Origin of the sequence: Nocardioides daeguensis, from assembly GCF_019192965.1 — a bacterium.
Taxonomy (GTDB): Bacteria; Actinomycetota; Actinomycetes; order Propionibacteriales; family Nocardioidaceae; genus Nocardioides; species Nocardioides daeguensis.
The window spans coordinates 131622-147255 of sequence record NZ_JAHTKU010000008.1 but is presented as its reverse complement, the minus strand read 5'-3'; the positions used below and the strand labels follow the sequence as shown (position 1 = coordinate 147255).

The 15634-nt window shown below is 71.7% G+C and carries 19 protein-coding genes and 1 pseudogene; 11 read left to right on the top strand and 9 right to left on the bottom strand.

Annotated elements, in window-relative coordinates; genetic code table 11:
* The first annotated feature begins 48 nt into the window (after window positions 1-48).
* The 6 genes and pseudogenes from KU893_RS06720 to KU893_RS06700 all read left to right on the top strand — a co-directional run bounded on the left by KU893_RS06720 (window position 49) and on the right by KU893_RS06700 (window position 4821).
* Window positions 49-1251: an acyl-CoA dehydrogenase family protein gene (locus KU893_RS06720; RefSeq protein ID WP_218233585.1), complete on the top strand. Its 1203-nt coding sequence runs from the start codon at window positions 49-51 to the stop codon at window positions 1249-1251.
* Complete coding sequence (locus KU893_RS06715; RefSeq protein ID WP_218233584.1) at window positions 1248-2051, top strand: SDR family oxidoreductase; 804 nt, start codon at window positions 1248-1250, stop codon at window positions 2049-2051. The genes KU893_RS06720 and KU893_RS06715 overlap by 4 nt, the downstream gene beginning before the upstream one ends.
* Window positions 2052-2083: 32 nt before the next feature.
* Window positions 2084-3247 (top strand): acetyl-CoA C-acetyltransferase, encoded by a 1164-nt coding sequence (locus tag KU893_RS06710; protein ID WP_218233583.1) that lies wholly within the window; start codon window positions 2084-2086, stop codon window positions 3245-3247.
* A gap of 72 nt (window positions 3248-3319) precedes the next feature.
* Window positions 3320-3433, top strand: a pseudogene (locus KU893_RS22600) (SigE family RNA polymerase sigma factor); the annotation flags it as partial.
* Between the two features lie 29 nt (window positions 3434-3462).
* Entirely contained in the window at window positions 3463-3837 is a 375-nt protein-coding gene (locus KU893_RS22595; protein ID WP_308167196.1) for a sigma-70 family RNA polymerase sigma factor, read from the top strand.
* 621 nt (window positions 3838-4458) lie between these two features.
* A complete protein-coding gene (locus KU893_RS06700) occupies window positions 4459-4821 on the top strand; it encodes a hypothetical protein (RefSeq protein WP_218233582.1) in 363 nt (120 codons plus the stop codon).
* A 2-nt stretch (window positions 4822-4823) separates the two neighbouring features.
* Here KU893_RS06700 and KU893_RS06695 read toward each other — a convergent pair whose 3' ends face one another.
* Entirely contained in the window at window positions 4824-5549 is a 726-nt protein-coding gene (locus KU893_RS06695; RefSeq protein WP_218233581.1) for a PilZ domain-containing protein, read from the bottom strand.
* Between the two features lie 81 nt (window positions 5550-5630).
* Between KU893_RS06695 and KU893_RS06690 the strand changes: the two genes are divergently transcribed.
* Together KU893_RS06690 and KU893_RS06685 are read left to right on the top strand one after the other, a co-directional pair.
* A complete protein-coding gene (locus KU893_RS06690; protein ID WP_218233580.1) occupies window positions 5631-5996 on the top strand; it encodes a VOC family protein in 366 nt (121 codons plus the stop codon).
* 14 nt (window positions 5997-6010) lie between these two features.
* A complete protein-coding gene (locus tag KU893_RS06685; RefSeq protein WP_218233579.1) occupies window positions 6011-6457 on the top strand; it encodes a GNAT family N-acetyltransferase in 447 nt (148 codons plus the stop codon).
* A 16-nt stretch (window positions 6458-6473) separates the two neighbouring features.
* Here KU893_RS06685 and KU893_RS06680 read toward each other — a convergent pair whose 3' ends face one another.
* Window positions 6474-6848, bottom strand: a complete 375-nt coding sequence (locus KU893_RS06680; protein WP_218233578.1) for a hypothetical protein — start codon at window positions 6846-6848, stop codon at window positions 6474-6476.
* 52 nt (window positions 6849-6900) lie between these two features.
* Between KU893_RS06680 and KU893_RS06675 the strand changes: the two genes are divergently transcribed.
* The gene (locus KU893_RS06675; protein WP_218233577.1) at window positions 6901-7890 is read left to right on the top strand and encodes a GNAT family N-acetyltransferase; all 990 of its coding nucleotides are present in this window, start codon (window positions 6901-6903) and stop codon (window positions 7888-7890) included.
* Between the two features lie 14 nt (window positions 7891-7904).
* On the opposite strand, the gene KU893_RS06670 is transcribed toward KU893_RS06675, so the two are convergent.
* On the bottom strand, window positions 7905-8171 hold the full coding sequence (locus KU893_RS06670) for a hypothetical protein (RefSeq protein ID WP_218233576.1): 267 nt from the start codon (window positions 8169-8171) through the stop codon (window positions 7905-7907).
* Between the two features lie 90 nt (window positions 8172-8261).
* On the opposite strand from KU893_RS06670, the gene KU893_RS06665 reads away from it, so the two are divergent.
* The gene (locus tag KU893_RS06665) at window positions 8262-8588 is read left to right on the top strand and encodes a hypothetical protein (RefSeq protein WP_218233575.1); all 327 of its coding nucleotides are present in this window, start codon (window positions 8262-8264) and stop codon (window positions 8586-8588) included.
* A 35-nt stretch (window positions 8589-8623) separates the two neighbouring features.
* Here the strand turns inward: KU893_RS06665 and KU893_RS06660 are convergent, their stop codons facing one another.
* The 4 genes from KU893_RS06660 to KU893_RS06645 are packed head-to-tail and all read right to left on the bottom strand — an operon-like array spanning window position 8624 to window position 12105.
* Window positions 8624-9691, bottom strand: a complete 1068-nt coding sequence (locus KU893_RS06660) for an NAD(P)H-dependent flavin oxidoreductase (RefSeq protein ID WP_218233574.1) — start codon at window positions 9689-9691, stop codon at window positions 8624-8626.
* Window positions 9684-10439 (bottom strand): CoA-transferase subunit beta, encoded by a 756-nt coding sequence (locus KU893_RS06655; RefSeq protein ID WP_218233573.1) that lies wholly within the window; start codon window positions 10437-10439, stop codon window positions 9684-9686. Before KU893_RS06655 ends, KU893_RS06660 begins: the two co-directional genes overlap by 8 nt.
* Window positions 10436-11335 carry a CoA transferase subunit A gene (locus KU893_RS06650; protein ID WP_218233572.1) on the bottom strand — a complete coding sequence of 300 codons (900 nt, stop codon included), beginning with the start codon at window positions 11333-11335 and terminating at the stop codon, window positions 10436-10438. Before KU893_RS06650 ends, KU893_RS06655 begins: the two co-directional genes overlap by 4 nt.
* A complete protein-coding gene (locus KU893_RS06645; RefSeq protein ID WP_218233571.1) occupies window positions 11335-12105 on the bottom strand; it encodes an enoyl-CoA hydratase family protein in 771 nt (256 codons plus the stop codon). Before KU893_RS06645 ends, KU893_RS06650 begins: the two co-directional genes overlap by 1 nt.
* 96 nt (window positions 12106-12201) lie before the next feature.
* Between KU893_RS06645 and KU893_RS06640 the strand changes: the two genes are divergently transcribed.
* Window positions 12202-13086: an SDR family oxidoreductase gene (locus tag KU893_RS06640; protein WP_218233570.1), complete on the top strand. Its 885-nt coding sequence runs from the start codon at window positions 12202-12204 to the stop codon at window positions 13084-13086.
* Between the two features lie 111 nt (window positions 13087-13197).
* Here the strand turns inward: KU893_RS06640 and KU893_RS06635 are convergent, their stop codons facing one another.
* Both KU893_RS06635 and KU893_RS06630 read right to left on the bottom strand, forming a co-directional pair.
* Window positions 13198-14136 carry a type IV toxin-antitoxin system AbiEi family antitoxin domain-containing protein gene (locus KU893_RS06635; protein WP_218233569.1) on the bottom strand — a complete coding sequence of 313 codons (939 nt, stop codon included), beginning with the start codon at window positions 14134-14136 and terminating at the stop codon, window positions 13198-13200.
* A 210-nt stretch (window positions 14137-14346) separates the two neighbouring features.
* Window positions 14347-15510, bottom strand: coding sequence for a steroid 3-ketoacyl-CoA thiolase (locus tag KU893_RS06630; protein WP_218233568.1), 1164 nt, complete (start codon window positions 15508-15510; stop codon window positions 14347-14349).
* Window positions 15511-15634 lie beyond the last annotated feature (124 nt).

Below are 15634 nucleotides of genomic sequence, written 5' to 3'. Positions count from 1 at the left end.
GGCCCGGGCGCTGCCCGAACCAAGCATTTGCTTGGTAGAGTACCAGTCATGAACCTCACCGAGGGGCCTGAGGACCGCGCGTTCCGCGCCGAGATCCGGGAATGGCTCGGCGACCACCTGAGCGGCGAGTGGGCCGCGCTGCGCGGGCTCGGCGGCCCCGGCCGGGAGCACGAGGCGCACGACGAGCGCCTGGCCTGGAACCGCCACCTCGCCGAGCACGGCTGGACCGCCGTCGGCTGGCCCGCCGAGCACGGCGGCCGCGGCCTGTCGCTGTGGCAGCAGGTGATCTTCCACGAGGAGTACGCGCGCTCCGAGGCGCCCGCCGGGGTCAACCACCTCGGTGAGCAGCTCCTCGGTCCGACCCTGATCGCGTTCGGCACGCCCGAGCAGCAGCAGCGCTTCCTTCCCGAGATCGTCGCCGTCCGCGAGCTGTGGGCCCAGGGCTACTCCGAGCCCGGTGCCGGCTCCGACCTCGCCAACGTGCAGACCCGGGCCCGCCTCGACGAGGCCACCGGTGAGTGGGTGATCGACGGCCAGAAGGTGTGGACCTCACTGGCCCACCTGTCCGACTGGTGCTTCGTGGTCGCCCGCACCGAGGCCGGCTCCCAGCGCCACCAGGGGCTGTCCTTCCTGCTGGTGCCGCTGCGCCAGGACGGGGTCGAGGTGCGCCCGATCGAGCAGCTCACCGGCGGGTCGGAGTTCAACGAGGTGTTCTTCACCGGCGCCCGGACGTCGGCCGACCTGGTGGTCGGCGAGCCCGGCAGGGGCTGGGGCGTCGCGATGGGACTGCTGGGCTTCGAGCGCGGCGTCTCCACGCTCGGCCAGACCGTCGGCTTCGCCCGCGAGCTCGAGAGCGTCGTGGCGCGAGCCAGGGAGAACGGCACGATCGGCGACCCGGTCGTGCGTGACCGGCTCGCCACGCTCAAGACCGAGCTCGCCGTGATCCGCAGCTTCGCGCTGCGCGCGCTCGCGCTCGTCGAGGGCGGCCAGGACTCGGCCGCCGGGGGTGGCGCCGGCTCGATCTTCAAGCTGGCCTGGGCCACCTGGCACCGCACCCTCGGTGAGGTGGCCATGGACGTCGCCGGCCGCGACGGCCTGCTGACGCGCGGCGGGTCGTCGTACGACCTCGACGACCACCAGCGCCTCTTCCTCTTCTCGCGTGCTGACACGATCTACGGCGGCAGCGACGAGATCCAGAAGAACATCCTCGCCGAGCGCGTGCTCGGCCTACCGAAGGAGCCCCGCGGATGACCGCCCTGCGACCCGAGCAGCCCACCCCCGACTACGTCCCGGGGCACGACCTGCTCGCCGGCAAGGTGGTCGTCGTGACCGCAGCCGCCGGTGCCGGGATCGGCGCGGCCGTCGTCCGTCGGGCGCTCGAGGAGGGAGCGAAGGCGGTCGTCTTCAGCGATACCCACGAGCGGCGCCTGGCCGAGGCGGAGGAGGCGCTGGCCGCCGAGTTCGGCGCCGACCGGGTCCGCCAGCTGGTCTGCAACGTGACGAAGGAGGAGGACATCACCGCCCTCCTCGACGCGGCCGAGGAGTTCGGCGGCGTCGACGTGATGATCAACAACGCCGGCCTCGGCGGTACCGACTCGATCCTCGAGGTCACCGACGAGACCTGGAATCGGGTCATCGACATCACCCTCACCGGCACCATGCGGGCCACCCGAGCGGTCGGCCAGCGCCTGGTCGCTGCGGGCAAGAAGGGCGTGATCGTCAACAACGCCTCCGTCATCGGCTGGCGCGCGCAGGAGGGCCAGGCCCACTACGCCGCGGCGAAGGCCGGCGTGATGGCGCTGACCCGCTGCTCGGCGCTCGACCTCGCCCCGCACGGCATCCGCGTCAACGCGGTCTCGCCGTCGCTGGCGATGCACCCGTTCCTCGAGAAGGTGACCTCGCCCGAGCTGCTCGTCGAGCTCAAGCAGCGCGAGGCGTTCGGCCGGGCGGCCGCGCCGTGGGAGGTCGCCAACGTGATGGTCTTCCTCGCGAGCGACTACTCGTCGTACCTGACGGGTGAGGTCATCTCCGTCAGCAGCCAGCACGCCTGAGCTCGTCCATCCCCAACACAAGGAGTCCTGTCATGGCTGAGGCCTACATCGTCGACGCGGTCCGCACCGCCGTGGGCAAGCGCGGCGGCGCGCTGGCCGGCGTCCACTCCGCCGACCTCGGCGCCCACTCGCTCGCCGCTCTCGTCGAGCGGACCGGGATCGACGCCGGTGCCGTGGACGACGTCATCCTCGGCTGCTGCGACACGATCGGCTCGCAGGCCGGCGACATCGCCCGCACGGCGTGGCTCGTCGCGGGCCTGCCCGACCACGTCCCCGGCGTCACCATCGACCGCCAGTGCGGCTCGTCCCAGCAGGCCGTGCACTTCGCGGCCCAGGGCGTCATGTCCGGTACCCAGGACCTCGTCGTCGCCGGTGGCGTGCAGAACATGAGCGCCATCCCGATCTCCGCCGCGATGATGGTCGGCCAGCAGTACGGCTTCACCACGCCGTTCGCCGAGTCGCCGGGCTGGATCAAGCGGTACGGCGAGCAGGAGGTCAGCCAGTTCCGCTCGGCCGAGATGATCGCGGAGAAGTGGGACGTGTCCCGCCCGCAGATGGAGGAGTTCGCGCTCGCCTCGCACGAGCGGGCCAAGGCCGCGATCGCCGAGGGCCGGTTCGCCGGCCAGATCGCGCCGTACGTCCTCGAGGACGGCAGCGTCTTCGACACCGACCAGTGTCCGCGCGAGACCTCGCTGGAGAAGATGGCCGGCCTCGAGCCGCTCGCCCCCGGCGGTCGCATCACCGCCGGTGTCGCCTCGCAGATCTGCGACGGCTCCGCGGCGATGCTCATCGCCTCCGAGCAGGCCGTGAAGGACCACGGCCTCACCCCGCGGGCCAGGATCGTGCACCTTTCGGTGCGCGGCGACGACCCGGTGTGGATGCTCACCGGCCCGATCCCGGCGACCAAGCACGCGCTCGCGAAGGCCGGGATGACCATCGACGACATCGACCTGTTCGAGTGCAACGAGGCCTTCGCCTCGGTCGTGCTGGCCTGGATGAAGGAGACCGGCGCGCCGCACGAGAAGGTCAACGTCAACGGCGGCGGCATCGCCCTCGGGCACCCGATCGGCGCGACCGGTGCCCGGCTGATGACCACCCTGCTCAACGAGCTCGAGCGCACCGGCGGCCGCTACGGCCTGCAGACCATGTGCGAGGGCGGCGGCCAGGCCAACGTCACCATCATCGAGCGCCTCTGAGATCTCCGGCCTCGCGCGGAACCCGGTCCACCCTGCCTGCGTAAGGGAGGGTGACACCTGAAGTGAGCCGCGATGCGCAACCAGCGTGAGGACGGGTTCGACGAGTTCGCGACGACAGCGTGGCCGCGGCTGCACCGCATCGGCTACCTGCTGACGGGCGACCACCACCTCGCCGAGGACCTCGCGCAGACCGCGCTGGTCCGCACCTACTCCTCCTGGAGCCGGGTGCGGCCGGCGACGCGCCGGCGTACGCACGGCGCGTACTGCTCAACCTCAACATCGACCGCCTGCGCCGCAAGCGGGTCGTCGAGGTCGGCGACGCGGCGCTGGAGGTCGTGCCGGTCGCGGGCGGGTCCACGTCCGGGACGACGGTCGAGGACCGCGACCAGGTCGTGCGCCTGCTCGCCGGGCTCACCGAGCGCGAGCGGCGGGTGGTGGTGCTGCGCCACTACTGCGACCTGAGCGAGGCCGCCGTCGCGGCCGAGCTCGGTATCGCTCCGGGCACGGTCAAGAGCGCGCTCTCGCGCGCCCTCGCCAAGCTGCGGGTGTCGATCACCGAGGACACCGACGAGCTGAGGGGTGCGTTGTGAGCGATCGAACCGTCGCCGAGCTGGAGCTGCTGCTGACCGGGAACGGCCCGACCGGGCCGGGCCCCGACCTGGACGTGATCCGCCGGCGGGGCCGGAGCCGCCGTCGGCTGCGACGGGTCAGCGCCGCCGGGACCGCCGTCGCCGGCGCCACGCTCGTGGCCGTCGTCGCCGTGGCCGTCAGCGGCGGGACGCAGCGGGCCGCCGATCCCGCGGAGTCGACGCCCCGGCCGGTGAGTCCTGCCGGGCTCTCCGACCTGGCCCGCCGCGCGCTCGCGGAGATCCCCGGCGCGCAGCAGGTGTCGCCGTCGATGGTCTCGATCCCCGCGCCCGGACCCCGGTCCTTCGCCGCGGGCCTCGAGGCCGAGGTCCAGGGCGAGCCGGTCGAGCTGCCCGAGGAGGGTTACGCCGGGGTCACCTCCTACGAGAGCTCGGGCTTCCCCGACTGGCTCTACGACGCGACCGAGCAGGCCGAGGAGGCCGAGGGGAGCCAGGACGAGGGCTACCCGACCGGGACGACCGACCTCACCGGCATCGGCGTGGACCTCGGCCCGCGCTACCTCGCCTGCGCCCGGGCCCAGGCGCCGGGGGAGCAGTCCCGCGGCGGGCGGCTGCGGGCCGGCGGTGGTGACCCGCCAGGGCGAGCGCTGGAGCTACGAGTGGGGGATGGGCACCGAGCGGTTCCTCGAGCCCGGCGCCCCGATGGAGGTCTTCACCAGCGACGCTGTGGTCGACGGGCACGACGGCACCTTGGCGATCGCCGGGCTCGACGGTGTCGACGTCGCGCGTGCCGTCTTCGTCGGAGCCGACGGCAGCCGGGTCGAGGGAACGGTCCTCGCCGGCACCCTGGTCCCCGGGGAGTCGATGTTCTTCGGGGAGGTCCCCGGTCCGCTGGCCCGGGTGATCGCCTACGACGCCGCGGGCACCGTGATCGAGGACCACTCGCTGCGTGAGTGCAAGGACCCGGTCGACTGCGAGGTTCGCTGAGCTCAGCGGCGTCGGCGCCGGCGGCGTTCGGTCTCGAAGACCAGCCGCCGGATCCGGTCGCCGTGCACGCTGGGGTCCACGAACGCGATACCGACCCCCAGCCCGCCGCTGGCGAACCGGACGTGCCGCACCACGCGGGCGCCCTGGACCAGGTTGTCGCCGTCGACCCGGGTCGTCGCCTCGACGGTGGTGCCGACCGGCGGCGGCTGCGTGCGCACGCACGCCATCAGACCGCCCTCGCTGACGTCGACCACCACGCCGAGCAGCTCGATCGGCTCGAGCGGGTCGTGCGGGTCGAGAGGGTCGCCTGCCTCGTCCGGCCCGTCCCCGCGCGCTCCGGCCCCGGCCGGATCGGGCGTCCAGCGCAGCAGCACCGGCATCGAGATCCGCGCGCGGAAGTAGGCCCGCTGCTGCAGCCGTGCCGGCGGTGAGCTCGGCCGGAGCAGCCACACGTCGCCGTACGACCGACGCCCGGGACGGGTGCTCACCGGGCACTCCATCCGCCCGAGGGGGTAGGTCCAGGCCAGGGTGACGTCGAAGTGGTGCTCGCTGGGGTCCAGACCGACCGGGCAGGCGACGACCAGCGTGGTGGACCCGTCGGCCTGCGGCTCGAGGTCGAGCACCTTCGTCTCCAGCGCCACCGGCTCGCCGGCGGTCGGCCGCAACGTCAGTGCCACTGTCTGCAGGACCGTCGGATGCAGGTCGGGCTGGACGTCCGTGTGCTGCATGCCGACCAGATCGGCTGCGGATCGTCGTACCTGAGGACTGGGGTGGCGGGCCTTGTCGGCGCGGCCTGCTTCGATGTGACCATGATCGATCACCTCGGCATCAACTGCGCCGACCTCGCCGCGTCCAAGACCTTCTACGACCAGGTGCTCGCACCGCTCGGCTACGGCCGCGTGCTCGACTACGACGTGGCGGTGGGCTACGGCACCGAGAACGACCCTGCGTTCTGGCTGAGCAGCTATGCCAACATGCCTCCGCAGCGTGAGGTCCACGTCGCGTTCAGGGCCGCCGACGTCGCCGCGGTCCACGCCTTCCACGACGCCGCTGTCGCCGCGGGTGCAGAGGTGCTCCACGAGCCGCGGCCGTGGCCGGAGTACCACCCCGGCTACTACGGCGCCTTCGTGCGTGACCTCGACGGCAACAACATCGAGGCCGTCTTCCACGGCTAAACCGCCGAGGCCTGATGGCGCTGGACGTCTTCGTCGCGACCGGCGCCGCGCTGGCGGACTGGCGGAAGGTCCACAACGCGATCATCCCGACCGATCCGCTCTCCGAGGCCGAGGTCCTCGAGCGCTCGGGACGCCACCGCCTCACGCTGGGGTACGACGACGGCGTCCTGGTCGGCAACGCGACCGTGCGACCACCGGACGGGCACGGCACTGCCACCGTGATCGTGCGGATCCTGGCCGGCCACCGGCGCCACGGCCTCGGGTCGACGTACCTCGCGTCGGAGCTGGCCGTCGCCCGGGCTATCGGGGCCCGACGGATCGAGACGGTCGTGCTGGCCTCCAATCACGACGGGCTGGCCTTCGCCCTCGCCCGGGGATTCGTCGAGCACGACCGCTACCTGCTCGAGGGCGACACGGTGCCCTACGTCGACCTGCACCTGCCGGGCGAGCCGCCCGAGTGAGCCGTCCGGGCGAGGCTCAGAGCACCGTCCACCAGAGGCCGACGACGGCCGGGACCAGGCCGAGCAGCAGCCACGGCGAGCGCCACGAGCGGCCGTTGATGACGAGCGTGGCCGCGATGCCGCCGACCATGAACGCCGCGGCGATGAGGTTGAGGCCGACCCGGGCGTCGGTCCGGTCCGCGGCGACGTGGTCGGCCGCGATCACGAGGCCCGCCGAGAGGTGCAGGATCGTGGTGATGATCAGCACCGAGACCACCCGGCGCTGCACCCGCTGGAGCCGCTCGAGGTCCTTCGGGTCCGGCGCCTTGCGCGGCGCGTTCGGGTCCATCAGGTGACGTCGCCGGGGGGCTCCGGTGCTCTGGCTGGGGCCCTGCTGCGACGTCTGGTTCACCCCTGCAGGATATCCAGTGGCATCGACGAGGCACGCACCGGATGCTGCTCTCGTGGACATCCGCCCCTTCACCCCGGACGATCTCGACGACGTGGCCGCCTGGACGGACCTGGTCAACGCGATCGCCGACGTCGACGCACCCTGGACGCTCCGGCAGACGGTGACGCTGGGCGTCGGCCAGTTCCGGCACGGGTGGGACGGCGAGCCGGAGTCGCCGTACCTGCTCCGGGTGGGGGACGTGGCCGTCGGCTGGGGATCGATCGCGACCAGCGACTACGACAACCTCGACCTCGCGTTCCTCACGATCGGCATCCACCCTGACCACCAGCGCCGGGGGTACGGGACCGCGCTGCTCGACCTGCTCCGCGCCGAGGCGCGGCGCCGCGGCCGGACCAGCCTGCTGACCGAGGCGTGGGAGACCCGGGCGGGCGACGGCTTCGCCACCCGCCACGGCTTCGAGCGCCGTCTGGCCTCCATCAGCCGCCGCCAGCTGCTCGCCGACGTCGACCGTGCCGACCTCGAGCAGAGGTACGACGAGGCCCTCCCGCACGCCGCCGACTACGCCCTCGAGCGCTGGACGCCGCCCACGCCCGACGAGCGCCTCGCCGACGTCGCCGCGATGGCGAGCTCGATCAACGACGCTCCGACCGACGACCTCGACTACGAGGACGAGGTGTTCACGCCCGAGCGGGTGCGGGCCTACGAGGAGGCGTCGGCCGCTCGCGGCTTCCGGCAGTACCGTCTCGTCGCCCGCCACCTGCCGACCGGCGAGCTCGCCGGCCAGAGCGTCGTCGTGGTCGTGTCGACCGCCCACGCCTGGGGCCGGCAGCACGACACCACGGTCACCCGCCCGCACCGCGGCCACCGCCTCGGCCTCCTGCTCAAGATCGGCATGCTGCGCTGGCTGGCGGAGGCCGAGCCCGCTCTCGAGCGGATCGACACCTGGAACGCCGAGTCGAACGACCAGATGATCGGTGTGAACGAGACGCTCGGCTACCGGGTCATGGGCCGGGAGTGGACCTACCAGCGGCCGCTGGACTGACCCGGACGACGCGCCTACGAGTACCGGTGGCTCTTGGCGGCGTGCCCGCGCTCGCGGGTGCAGGTGCGCCCGCTGATGTTGCGGTGGCCGCACAGACCGTCGTCGGCGCCGCCGTCGGCGCCGCCGTCGGCGCCGTCCCGCTGGTCGACCGGCGGGGGTGCGACCGGGGCGGCGGCGGCCGGCTTGGCGCGCCGCGCGGCCGGCGAGGGGCGGCCGGCGCGGGCCTGGGCCTCGGCGTACCTGGCCTCGCGCATCGCGCGCACTGCATCCATCTTGCTCATCGGCGACTCACCCGAGTGACCCTAGGGGAGGCGACCGACAGAACCTCGGTGGGGGCTAGGCTCGGCGGTCCGACGACGTCAGGGGCTGACATGGTGGCCAGCAGGTCCGCTCGCGAGCGCAAGGCGGCCGCCCAGGCCGGTCCGCTCGCCCGGGTGCGGATCGAGGTCGGTGCGCAGGAGCAGTTCGTCTACAAGATCACCTGCACCGAGTGCACCGCGAAGGGTCACCGTCCGTGGTCGGCCTATCGCGCCGGCGCCGACAACGGATTCATGGCTGCGATGGACCGCTGGGTCTTCCACCTCCGGGAGAAGCACCCGGCGAGCGACGCACCCTGCCTGGAGTTCTTGGCGGCCGCCGAGCAGCGCCTCCATGAGCGCCGCACCCAGCAGGACGCGACGAGGGCGCGGCCGGACTGACCGGCCGCGCCCTCGGTCACGAGGTCACGTCGAGCTCACACGACGTACGAGGACGCGCGCTTCAGCGCCGAGGCGGCCTCGACGACGATCCGCTCGATCAGCTCCTCGCAGGACGGCAGGTCGTCGATCACGCCCACGACCTGGCCGCTGGCGAGCACGCCGGCGGAGGTGTCGCCCTCGACCAGGCCCGCGCGGAGCATGGTCGGGGTGTTGGCGGCCAGGGCCATCTGCCCCAGGGTGCGACCCTGCGCCTTCTTCATGGCGCGCCCGTCCGTGAGCAGCTGGGTCCACGACATGCCGGAGGACCTCTTGAACTCCAGGGTGCGTCGGGCGGTCGGGCCGAGCCGGCGGACGGCCGAGGTCTCCTCGAGCGAGTCCACGAGGTCGGTGCGCAGCATGCGGTGCGGCATGCCGTCGACCTTGGCGGTGACGACCGTGTCCGCCAGCCCCTTCGACAGGTAGAGCTCCTTGACCGCCTGGGGGACCGCGGAGTCGCGGGTCAACAGGAAGCGGGTGCCCATGCCGACCCCGGCGGCGCCGTACGACAGCGCGGCGGCCAGGCCGCGGCCGTCGAAGAAGCCGCCCGCCGCGATGACGGGGATGTCGACGGCGTCGAGGACGGTCGGCAGCAGCAGGGTGGTCGGGATGGCGCCGGTGTGGCCGCCGCCCTCGCCGCCCTGGACCATGACCGCGTCGGCTCCCCAGCCGGCGACCTTCTTGGCGTGCTTGGCCGCGCCGATCGAGGGCATCACGACGATGTCGTGCTCCTTGAGCTTGGCGATCAGCTCCGGCTTGGGCGCCAGCGCGAAGGACGCCACCTTGACGCCGTGGTCGATGAGCAGCTGGCAGCGGTCGCCGGCGTCGCCGGCGTCGGCACGCAGGTTGACGCCGAACGGCTGGTCGGTACGGCCCTTGACCTCGATGATCGCCTGCTCCAGCTCGGCGAAGGTCATCGTCGCCGAGGCGAGGATGCCGAGGCCGCCGGCGTTGGCGGTGCCCGAGACCAGCCGCGGGCCGGAGACCCAGCCCATCCCGGTCTGCACGACCGGGTGGGGGACGCCGACCAGGTCGGTGAACGGCGTACGGATCTGCTGGTCAATCATTCGGGACCTCCTTGAACCGCAGGCCCTTCGGGTCCAGCACCTCGCGGATGAGGAGCAGCTCCTCGTACGACGGCTCGCGGGTCACCGGCACCTCGTCCGGCACCTCCAGCACGAACCCGGTGGCCGCGACGACCTCGTCGACGCTCACCCCCGGATGCACCGAGACGAGCCGCACGGTGTCGCCGGCGCCGCCGAGGTCGAAGACACCGAGGTTGCTGACGATCCGGTGGATGTCGTTGAACCGTGAGGCGGCCGCGCCGGCCTGTGCGGCCCGGGTCGGCCCGACGCCGGAGACGATGTCGACGTCCTCGACGAAGACGCGTGAGGAGTGCTTCGGGACCCAGTACGACGTCCGGTTGTTGACCGTGTTGCCCGGGGCGCCGCGCGAGCCGAGCAGCTGGCGCTTGGGCTGGGCGAACGCGCCGATGGCGGAGATGTTCTGGTTTCCGAGCCGGTCGATCTGGGTCGCGCCCATCATCACGTGGCGCTTGCCGTAGGCGACGACGTCGAACACGCGGCGGAACGGGATCCAGCCCTCGACCACGTCCTTGCCGCCCAGCGGCGGGACGCCGCCCAGGAACACCGACTCGCCGTCGCTGATCACCAGGTCGGGGTTGGAGGTCAGCTTGGCCAGCCGGACGCCGAGCGTCGGCAGCAGGCCCATCGGGCTGGCGAAGATCTCGCCGTCCTCGCTGAACGCGTCCGCGATCGCGGCGGCGCAGACGTCGGCGCGGGTGTAGTCACTCATCGAGCGTTCTCCAAGGTGTTGGCCTGGACGGCAGCCTGGTAGGACGCCTCGTCGCCGGCGAGGAAGCGGTCGTGGAACGCCTGCCAGTCCTCGTCGGAGCCGGAGGCCGCGGCGGCGTACGCACGCTGGAACCTCTCGTCACGCTCGTAGTCGGGCGTGCAGGTGGTGAAGTGCGCGCCGTTGGGAGTCTCGACCACCCCGCTGACCATCATCCGGCTGAGCAGGAGTCGCTGGACGGGCGCCTCGACGGTGAGGCCGGCGGTGTCGACGACCTGCTCGACGCTGAGGTAGGTCTTGTCGGCCGCCATGGCGAACAGGTCGTCGAAGTACGGGTCCGGCCCGAGGTAGGACGCGTTGCCGTGCTGGTCGGCGCGGTTGAGGTGCACCAGGGCGGCGTCCAGCCTGAGCGCGGGGACGGCGACGAGCTCCTCGTGACCGTGGCCCTCGTCGTACGGGCTGGTGACGGTCGTGAGCCACGGGTTGTTGACCATGACGTCGGAGCCGAGGCCGGCGCGCATCGGGAGGAACGGCAGGCGCTGCGCGGCGGCGCGCAGGCCCGTCTGGAACATGCCCTCGTCGAGCTCGACGACCTCCGGGATGGACGCCGTCTGGCGGGCGCGCTGGAAGTTCGGCTCGAGCGGGACCGAGTCGAGGGAGACGAAGGCATAGACCAGCCTGCGGATCTTGCCGGCGCGGGCGAGCAGGCCGACGTCGGCGCCACCCCAGCTGACGATCGTCAAGTCGGTGAGGTCGGAGTTGTAGATCGCGCGGACCAGCGCCATCGGCTTGCGCCGCGGACCCCAGCCGCCGATGCCGATGGTCATGCCGCTCTCGAGACTGCCGACGACCTCGTCGATCGACATCCGCTTGTCGCGCGGCTTGCGGTTGCTGCTCATCAGGCTCCCTTTGCGTTGTGCTCGGCCTTGTCGGTTCCGGCGAAGTCGTCGCGCAGCTCGTCGCTGACGCCCATCAGGTTGAGCTCGAAGGTGAAGCCCTGCTCCCAGCGGTACGACTTGTTGACGTCGATCGGGTCGATCCCGTTGAGCGCCTCCTTGGCGGCCCGGATCACCACGGTGTTCTTGGCGGCGATCTCCCCGGCGACCTTGAGGGCGGCGTCGAGCAGGTCCTCGCGCGAGACGACCTCGAGCACCGAGCCGAACTGCACCAGGTCCTTGGCGGAGATGGTGCGCGCGGTGAAGTAGAGGGTGCGCATCATGTGCTGGGGGACCAGGCGCGCCATGTGGGTCGCGGCACCGAGGGCGCCCTGGTTGACCTCGGGGACGCCGAAGAACGCGTCGTCGCTCGCGACCACGATGTCCGCGTTGCCGACCAGGCCCACGCCGCCGCCGACGCAGAAGCCGTTGACGGCCGCGACGACGGGGACCGAGCACTCGTAGACAGCCTTGAAGGCGGCGAAGCAGCCCTTGTTGGCGCCGAGGAGGGCGTCGAACCCGGTCGAGTTCTGCATCTCCTTGATGTCGACGCCCGCATTGAAGCCCTTGCCCTCGGCGCGAAGCACGACGACCTTGGTCGCCATGTCGGCGCTGGCCTCGTCGAGCGCCGCCGCCACGTCGAACCAGCCCTGGACGGTGAGGGCGTTGACCGGGGGAGCGTTCATCGTGACGACGCGGATCCCGTCGGGCCGCAACTCGCTGCTGACTGTCATGCCGCCATGCTACCAAGCATTTGCTTGGTATCGTGTGCCTCGCCCCGAGTCCGCACGGGCGAGGAGCAGACCTACCGAGCCGTAGAGGAGACCGAAGTGAGCAGGTTGCTGGAGGGCCGGGTCGCGATCGTGACCGGTGCTGGACGAGGCATCGGGCGCGCGCACGCGTTGGAGCTGGCGCGTCACGGCGCGAGGGTGGTCGTCAACGACTTCGGTGTGTCGGCTGCGGGCGAGGGCACCGACGAGTCGCCCGCCCACCAGGTCGTCGCCGAGATCGAGGCGATGGGCGGCCAGGCCGTCGTCAACGGCGCCGACGTCGCCGACTTCGCCGCCGCCGAGGCCATGGTCCAGCAGGCGATCGACACCTTCGGCGGCCTCGACATCCTGGTCAACAACGCCGGCTTCCTGCGTGACCGGATGCTGGTCAACACCAGCGAGGAGGAGTGGGACGCCGTCGTACGCGTGCACCTCAAGGGCCACTTCGCCCCGCTGCGCCACGCCGGTGCCTACTGGCGCGCCGAGGCCAAGGAGGGACGCCAGCGCGCGGCTCGCGTGATCAACACCTCCTCGGGCGCCGGCCTCCAGGGCTCCCTCGGCCAGACGACCTACACCGCCGCCAAGGCCGGCATCGCCGGCATGACCCTGGTCGCCGCCGTCGAGATGGGCCGGTACGGCGTCACGGTCAACGCGATCGCCCCGGTCGCGAAGACCCGGATGACCGAGGGCGCCTTCGACACCTCCGCGATGGCCCTGCCCGAGGACAACTCCCCGGTCGTGGCGTGGCTCGCCTCCGAGGAGGCCGGCGACGTGACCGGGCGGGTCATCGAGATCGACGGCTCGGTGATCACCGTCGAGAACGGCTGGACCCACGGCCCCTCGCGCGACAACGGCACCCGCTGGGAGGCCGAGAAGGTCGGCCCCGCCCTCCGGGACCTGCTCGGTGAGGCGCCGACGCCGGAGGCGGTGTACGGGACGGCCTGAAAAGGGAGTTTCACCGGCCGGCCGGTGAAACTGGCGCTTGGACGAGGAAACTTCCTCGTCCAAGCGCCAGTTTTGTCGTCCAGGCCGTGACTGGTGGGACAGGTGAGCCGATCATGCGGCCAGCCGCATCGCCCGCAGGATGCGTGCGATGGTTGCGTCCGGGCGGGCGAGGTCGGCCCACGTGATCCGGATCATGGTCCAGCCGGTCAGCTCGCGGAGCTGGTCCTCGCGCGCCTTCTCCCGCATCACCATCTCCTCGATCGTCTCCCCGGGGCGCCGGAGACGGTGATACTTGACCAGGCCGTCGAACTCCAGCATCACGCGGTAGTCCGGCCAGGCGAAGTCGACGCGTCCGGCGAACCGACCGCTCGGGTGCCGGATCTCGTACTGCGCAATCGGCGCCGGAACCCGTGCGGCGCGCAACATCAGCCTGGTTCGCGTCTCGCCGACGGACTCCGCCTTGCCGTCGGCCAGGGCGAGCACGCGGCGCAACCGCAGCGTGTCCGGCCACGTCCTCATTCGGCGGTCGAACATCTCGAACAGTCGCGACAGCGTGGTGAGGCGTGCCTGGACGTACCAGTCGAGAACGGCCACGGCCGGCTCGAGAGACGCCAGCGCCGCGGTGTCCAGTGCCGTCCGGGTCGGTGCTGTCAGCCATCCGCGCTCGTCGCGGGTGACGTCGTCGACCAACAGCTCTCCGCGGTGATGGACGACGCGGGCCGCGGACCGCTCGCCCCTGCCGAACAGGTTCGTGAGGTGCACCGAGGAGAGATCGAGTCCCCAGTCCGGCGCGCCCTGCTCGATGCAGGCGCTGACGTGCGACGCCGCCACCCTGTCGTCGTACAGGCGGCGTGTGCCCTCGAGGAGGATTCGGTGCCGCTCGACGGCATCGGCCTGCTCCCAGATGCCGCGGAGGACGTAGACCCCCTGGCGAATCCGGTGCAGGAACCCGATGTGGACGGCTCGCTTCAGTGCGTTGTCCGTCGAGCCGGCCGCGATGGCGTCGCGGCGAAGCAGGATCCCGTGGGCGTCGACGAGGTACTCGAGCATGCGCGCCAGCCTGCCGCTTCGTGTCGCGCGGCGCCTTGGGCGAGCCCTCGGCCTGTGGATAGCTGGGTACGACGGCAGGCCCGGTGTGGATGAAGCTCCTGCTGGGACGACAAAACTGGTGCTGGGACGAGGAAGGTTCCTCGTCCCAGCACCAGTTTCACCGGCCGGCCGGTGAAACTCCCGACCCGGCCAAATCGGAATCCGACCGCGCTAGATCCGCTCGATGATCGTGCCCGTGGCCATCGCACCACCGGCACACATGGAGATGAGCGCGGTGCTCTGGTCGCGGCGCTCCAGCTCGTGCAGGGCGGTGGTGATCAGCCGGACGCCGGTGGCGCCGACGGGGTGGCCGAGGGCGATCGCGCCGCCGTTGACGTTGACCTTGTCCATGTCGACGCCGTGGACGCCGGCCCAGGAGAGGACGACGGACGCGAACGCCTCGTTGACCTCGAAGAGGTCGAAGTCGCTGATCGCCATGCCGGTCTTGTCGAGCAGGCGCTGGGTGGCGTCGATGGGGCCGTCGAGGTGGTAGTAGGGGTCGGAGCCGACGAGGCACTGGGCCTTGATCCGGGCGCGCGGGGTGAGGCCGAGGGCGCGGGCCTTGTCCTCGTCCATGATGAGCAGTGCGGCGGCGCCGTCGGAGATCTGCGAGGAGGTGCCGGCGGTGTGCAGGCCGCCGTCGAGCACGGGCCGGAGGCCGGCGAGGCCCTCGGCGGTGGTCTCGCGCAGGCCCTGGTCGGCGTCGACGAGCCGGGTCTCCCCGGTCGGGTTGCCCTCGTCGTCGAGCACCGGCGCCTCGATGGCGGCGATCTCGCGCTTGAAGCGGCCCTCGTCGACGGCGGTGCGCGCCTTGGCCTGAGAGGCGAGGCCGAGTGCCTCGAGGTCGGCGCGGGTGATGCCGCGGTTGTTGGCGATCCGGTCGGCGGCCTCGAACTGGTTCGGCATGTCGATCGACCAGTCGGCCGGACGGGGGTCGCCCATGCCGGAGGGCACGTTGGCGCCGAGCGGGATGCGCGACATCATCTCGACGCCGCAGGCGATGCCGACGTCGATGGTGCCGGCGGCGACCATGTCGTTGACCAGGTGCGTGGACTGCTGGCCCGAGCCGCACTGGGCGTCGAGCGCGGTGCCCGCGGTGGCCTGGGGGAGGCCGGCGTACAGCCACGCCCGGCGCACCATGTCGTTGGACTGCTCGCCCGCCTGGGTGACGCAGCCGCCGATCACCTGCTCGACGAGGGCCGGGTCGGCACCGGCGCGACGGAGCACCTCGGCCTGGATGAAGCCCAGGGTCTGAGCCGGGTGGAGGCCGGCCAGCCAGCCCTTGCGCTTGCCCAGGGGGGTGCGAACTGCTTCGACGATCACAGGGTTGCCCATGTCCGCACGGTAGCACCGAAGTAGAACACGTTCTACATATGGTCCGAGTCGGCGGTCCCGCGGAAAAGTCATTTCACGAAACCCTTTCGTATTGCCGCGATGCTTTGTACGGTGGGCTTAGAAC

What these genes read in the sequence shown, in the direction of transcription:
- KU893_RS06720 (WP_218233585.1), top strand. Translation starts at nt 49, where the DNA reads ATGAACCTCACCGAGGGGCCTGAGGACCGCGCGTTCCGCGCCGAGATC.
- KU893_RS06715 (WP_218233584.1), top strand. Translation starts at nt 1,248, where the DNA reads ATGACCGCCCTGCGACCCGAGCAGCCCACCCCCGACTACGTCCCGGGG.
- KU893_RS06710 (WP_218233583.1), top strand. Translation starts at nt 2,084, where the DNA reads ATGGCTGAGGCCTACATCGTCGACGCGGTCCGCACCGCCGTGGGCAAG.
- KU893_RS06695 (WP_218233581.1), bottom strand. Translation starts at nt 5,549, where the DNA reads ATGCAGCACACGGACGTCCAGCCCGACCTGCATCCGACGGTCCTGCAG.
- KU893_RS06690 (WP_218233580.1), top strand. Translation starts at nt 5,631, where the DNA reads ATGATCGATCACCTCGGCATCAACTGCGCCGACCTCGCCGCGTCCAAG.
- KU893_RS06685 (WP_218233579.1), top strand. Translation starts at nt 6,011, where the DNA reads ATGGCGCTGGACGTCTTCGTCGCGACCGGCGCCGCGCTGGCGGACTGG.
- KU893_RS06670 (WP_218233576.1), bottom strand. Translation starts at nt 8,171, where the DNA reads ATGAGCAAGATGGATGCAGTGCGCGCGATGCGCGAGGCCAGGTACGCC.
- KU893_RS06665 (WP_218233575.1), top strand. Translation starts at nt 8,262, where the DNA reads ATGGTGGCCAGCAGGTCCGCTCGCGAGCGCAAGGCGGCCGCCCAGGCC.
- KU893_RS06660 (WP_218233574.1), bottom strand. Translation starts at nt 9,691, where the DNA reads ATGATTGACCAGCAGATCCGTACGCCGTTCACCGACCTGGTCGGCGTC.
- KU893_RS06655 (WP_218233573.1), bottom strand. Translation starts at nt 10,439, where the DNA reads ATGAGTGACTACACCCGCGCCGACGTCTGCGCCGCCGCGATCGCGGAC.
- KU893_RS06650 (WP_218233572.1), bottom strand. Translation starts at nt 11,335, where the DNA reads ATGAGCAGCAACCGCAAGCCGCGCGACAAGCGGATGTCGATCGACGAG.
- KU893_RS06645 (WP_218233571.1), bottom strand. Translation starts at nt 12,105, where the DNA reads ATGACAGTCAGCAGCGAGTTGCGGCCCGACGGGATCCGCGTCGTCACG.
- KU893_RS06635 (WP_218233569.1), bottom strand. Translation starts at nt 14,136, where the DNA reads ATGCTCGAGTACCTCGTCGACGCCCACGGGATCCTGCTTCGCCGCGAC.
- KU893_RS06630 (WP_218233568.1), bottom strand. Translation starts at nt 15,510, where the DNA reads ATGGGCAACCCTGTGATCGTCGAAGCAGTTCGCACCCCCCTGGGCAAG.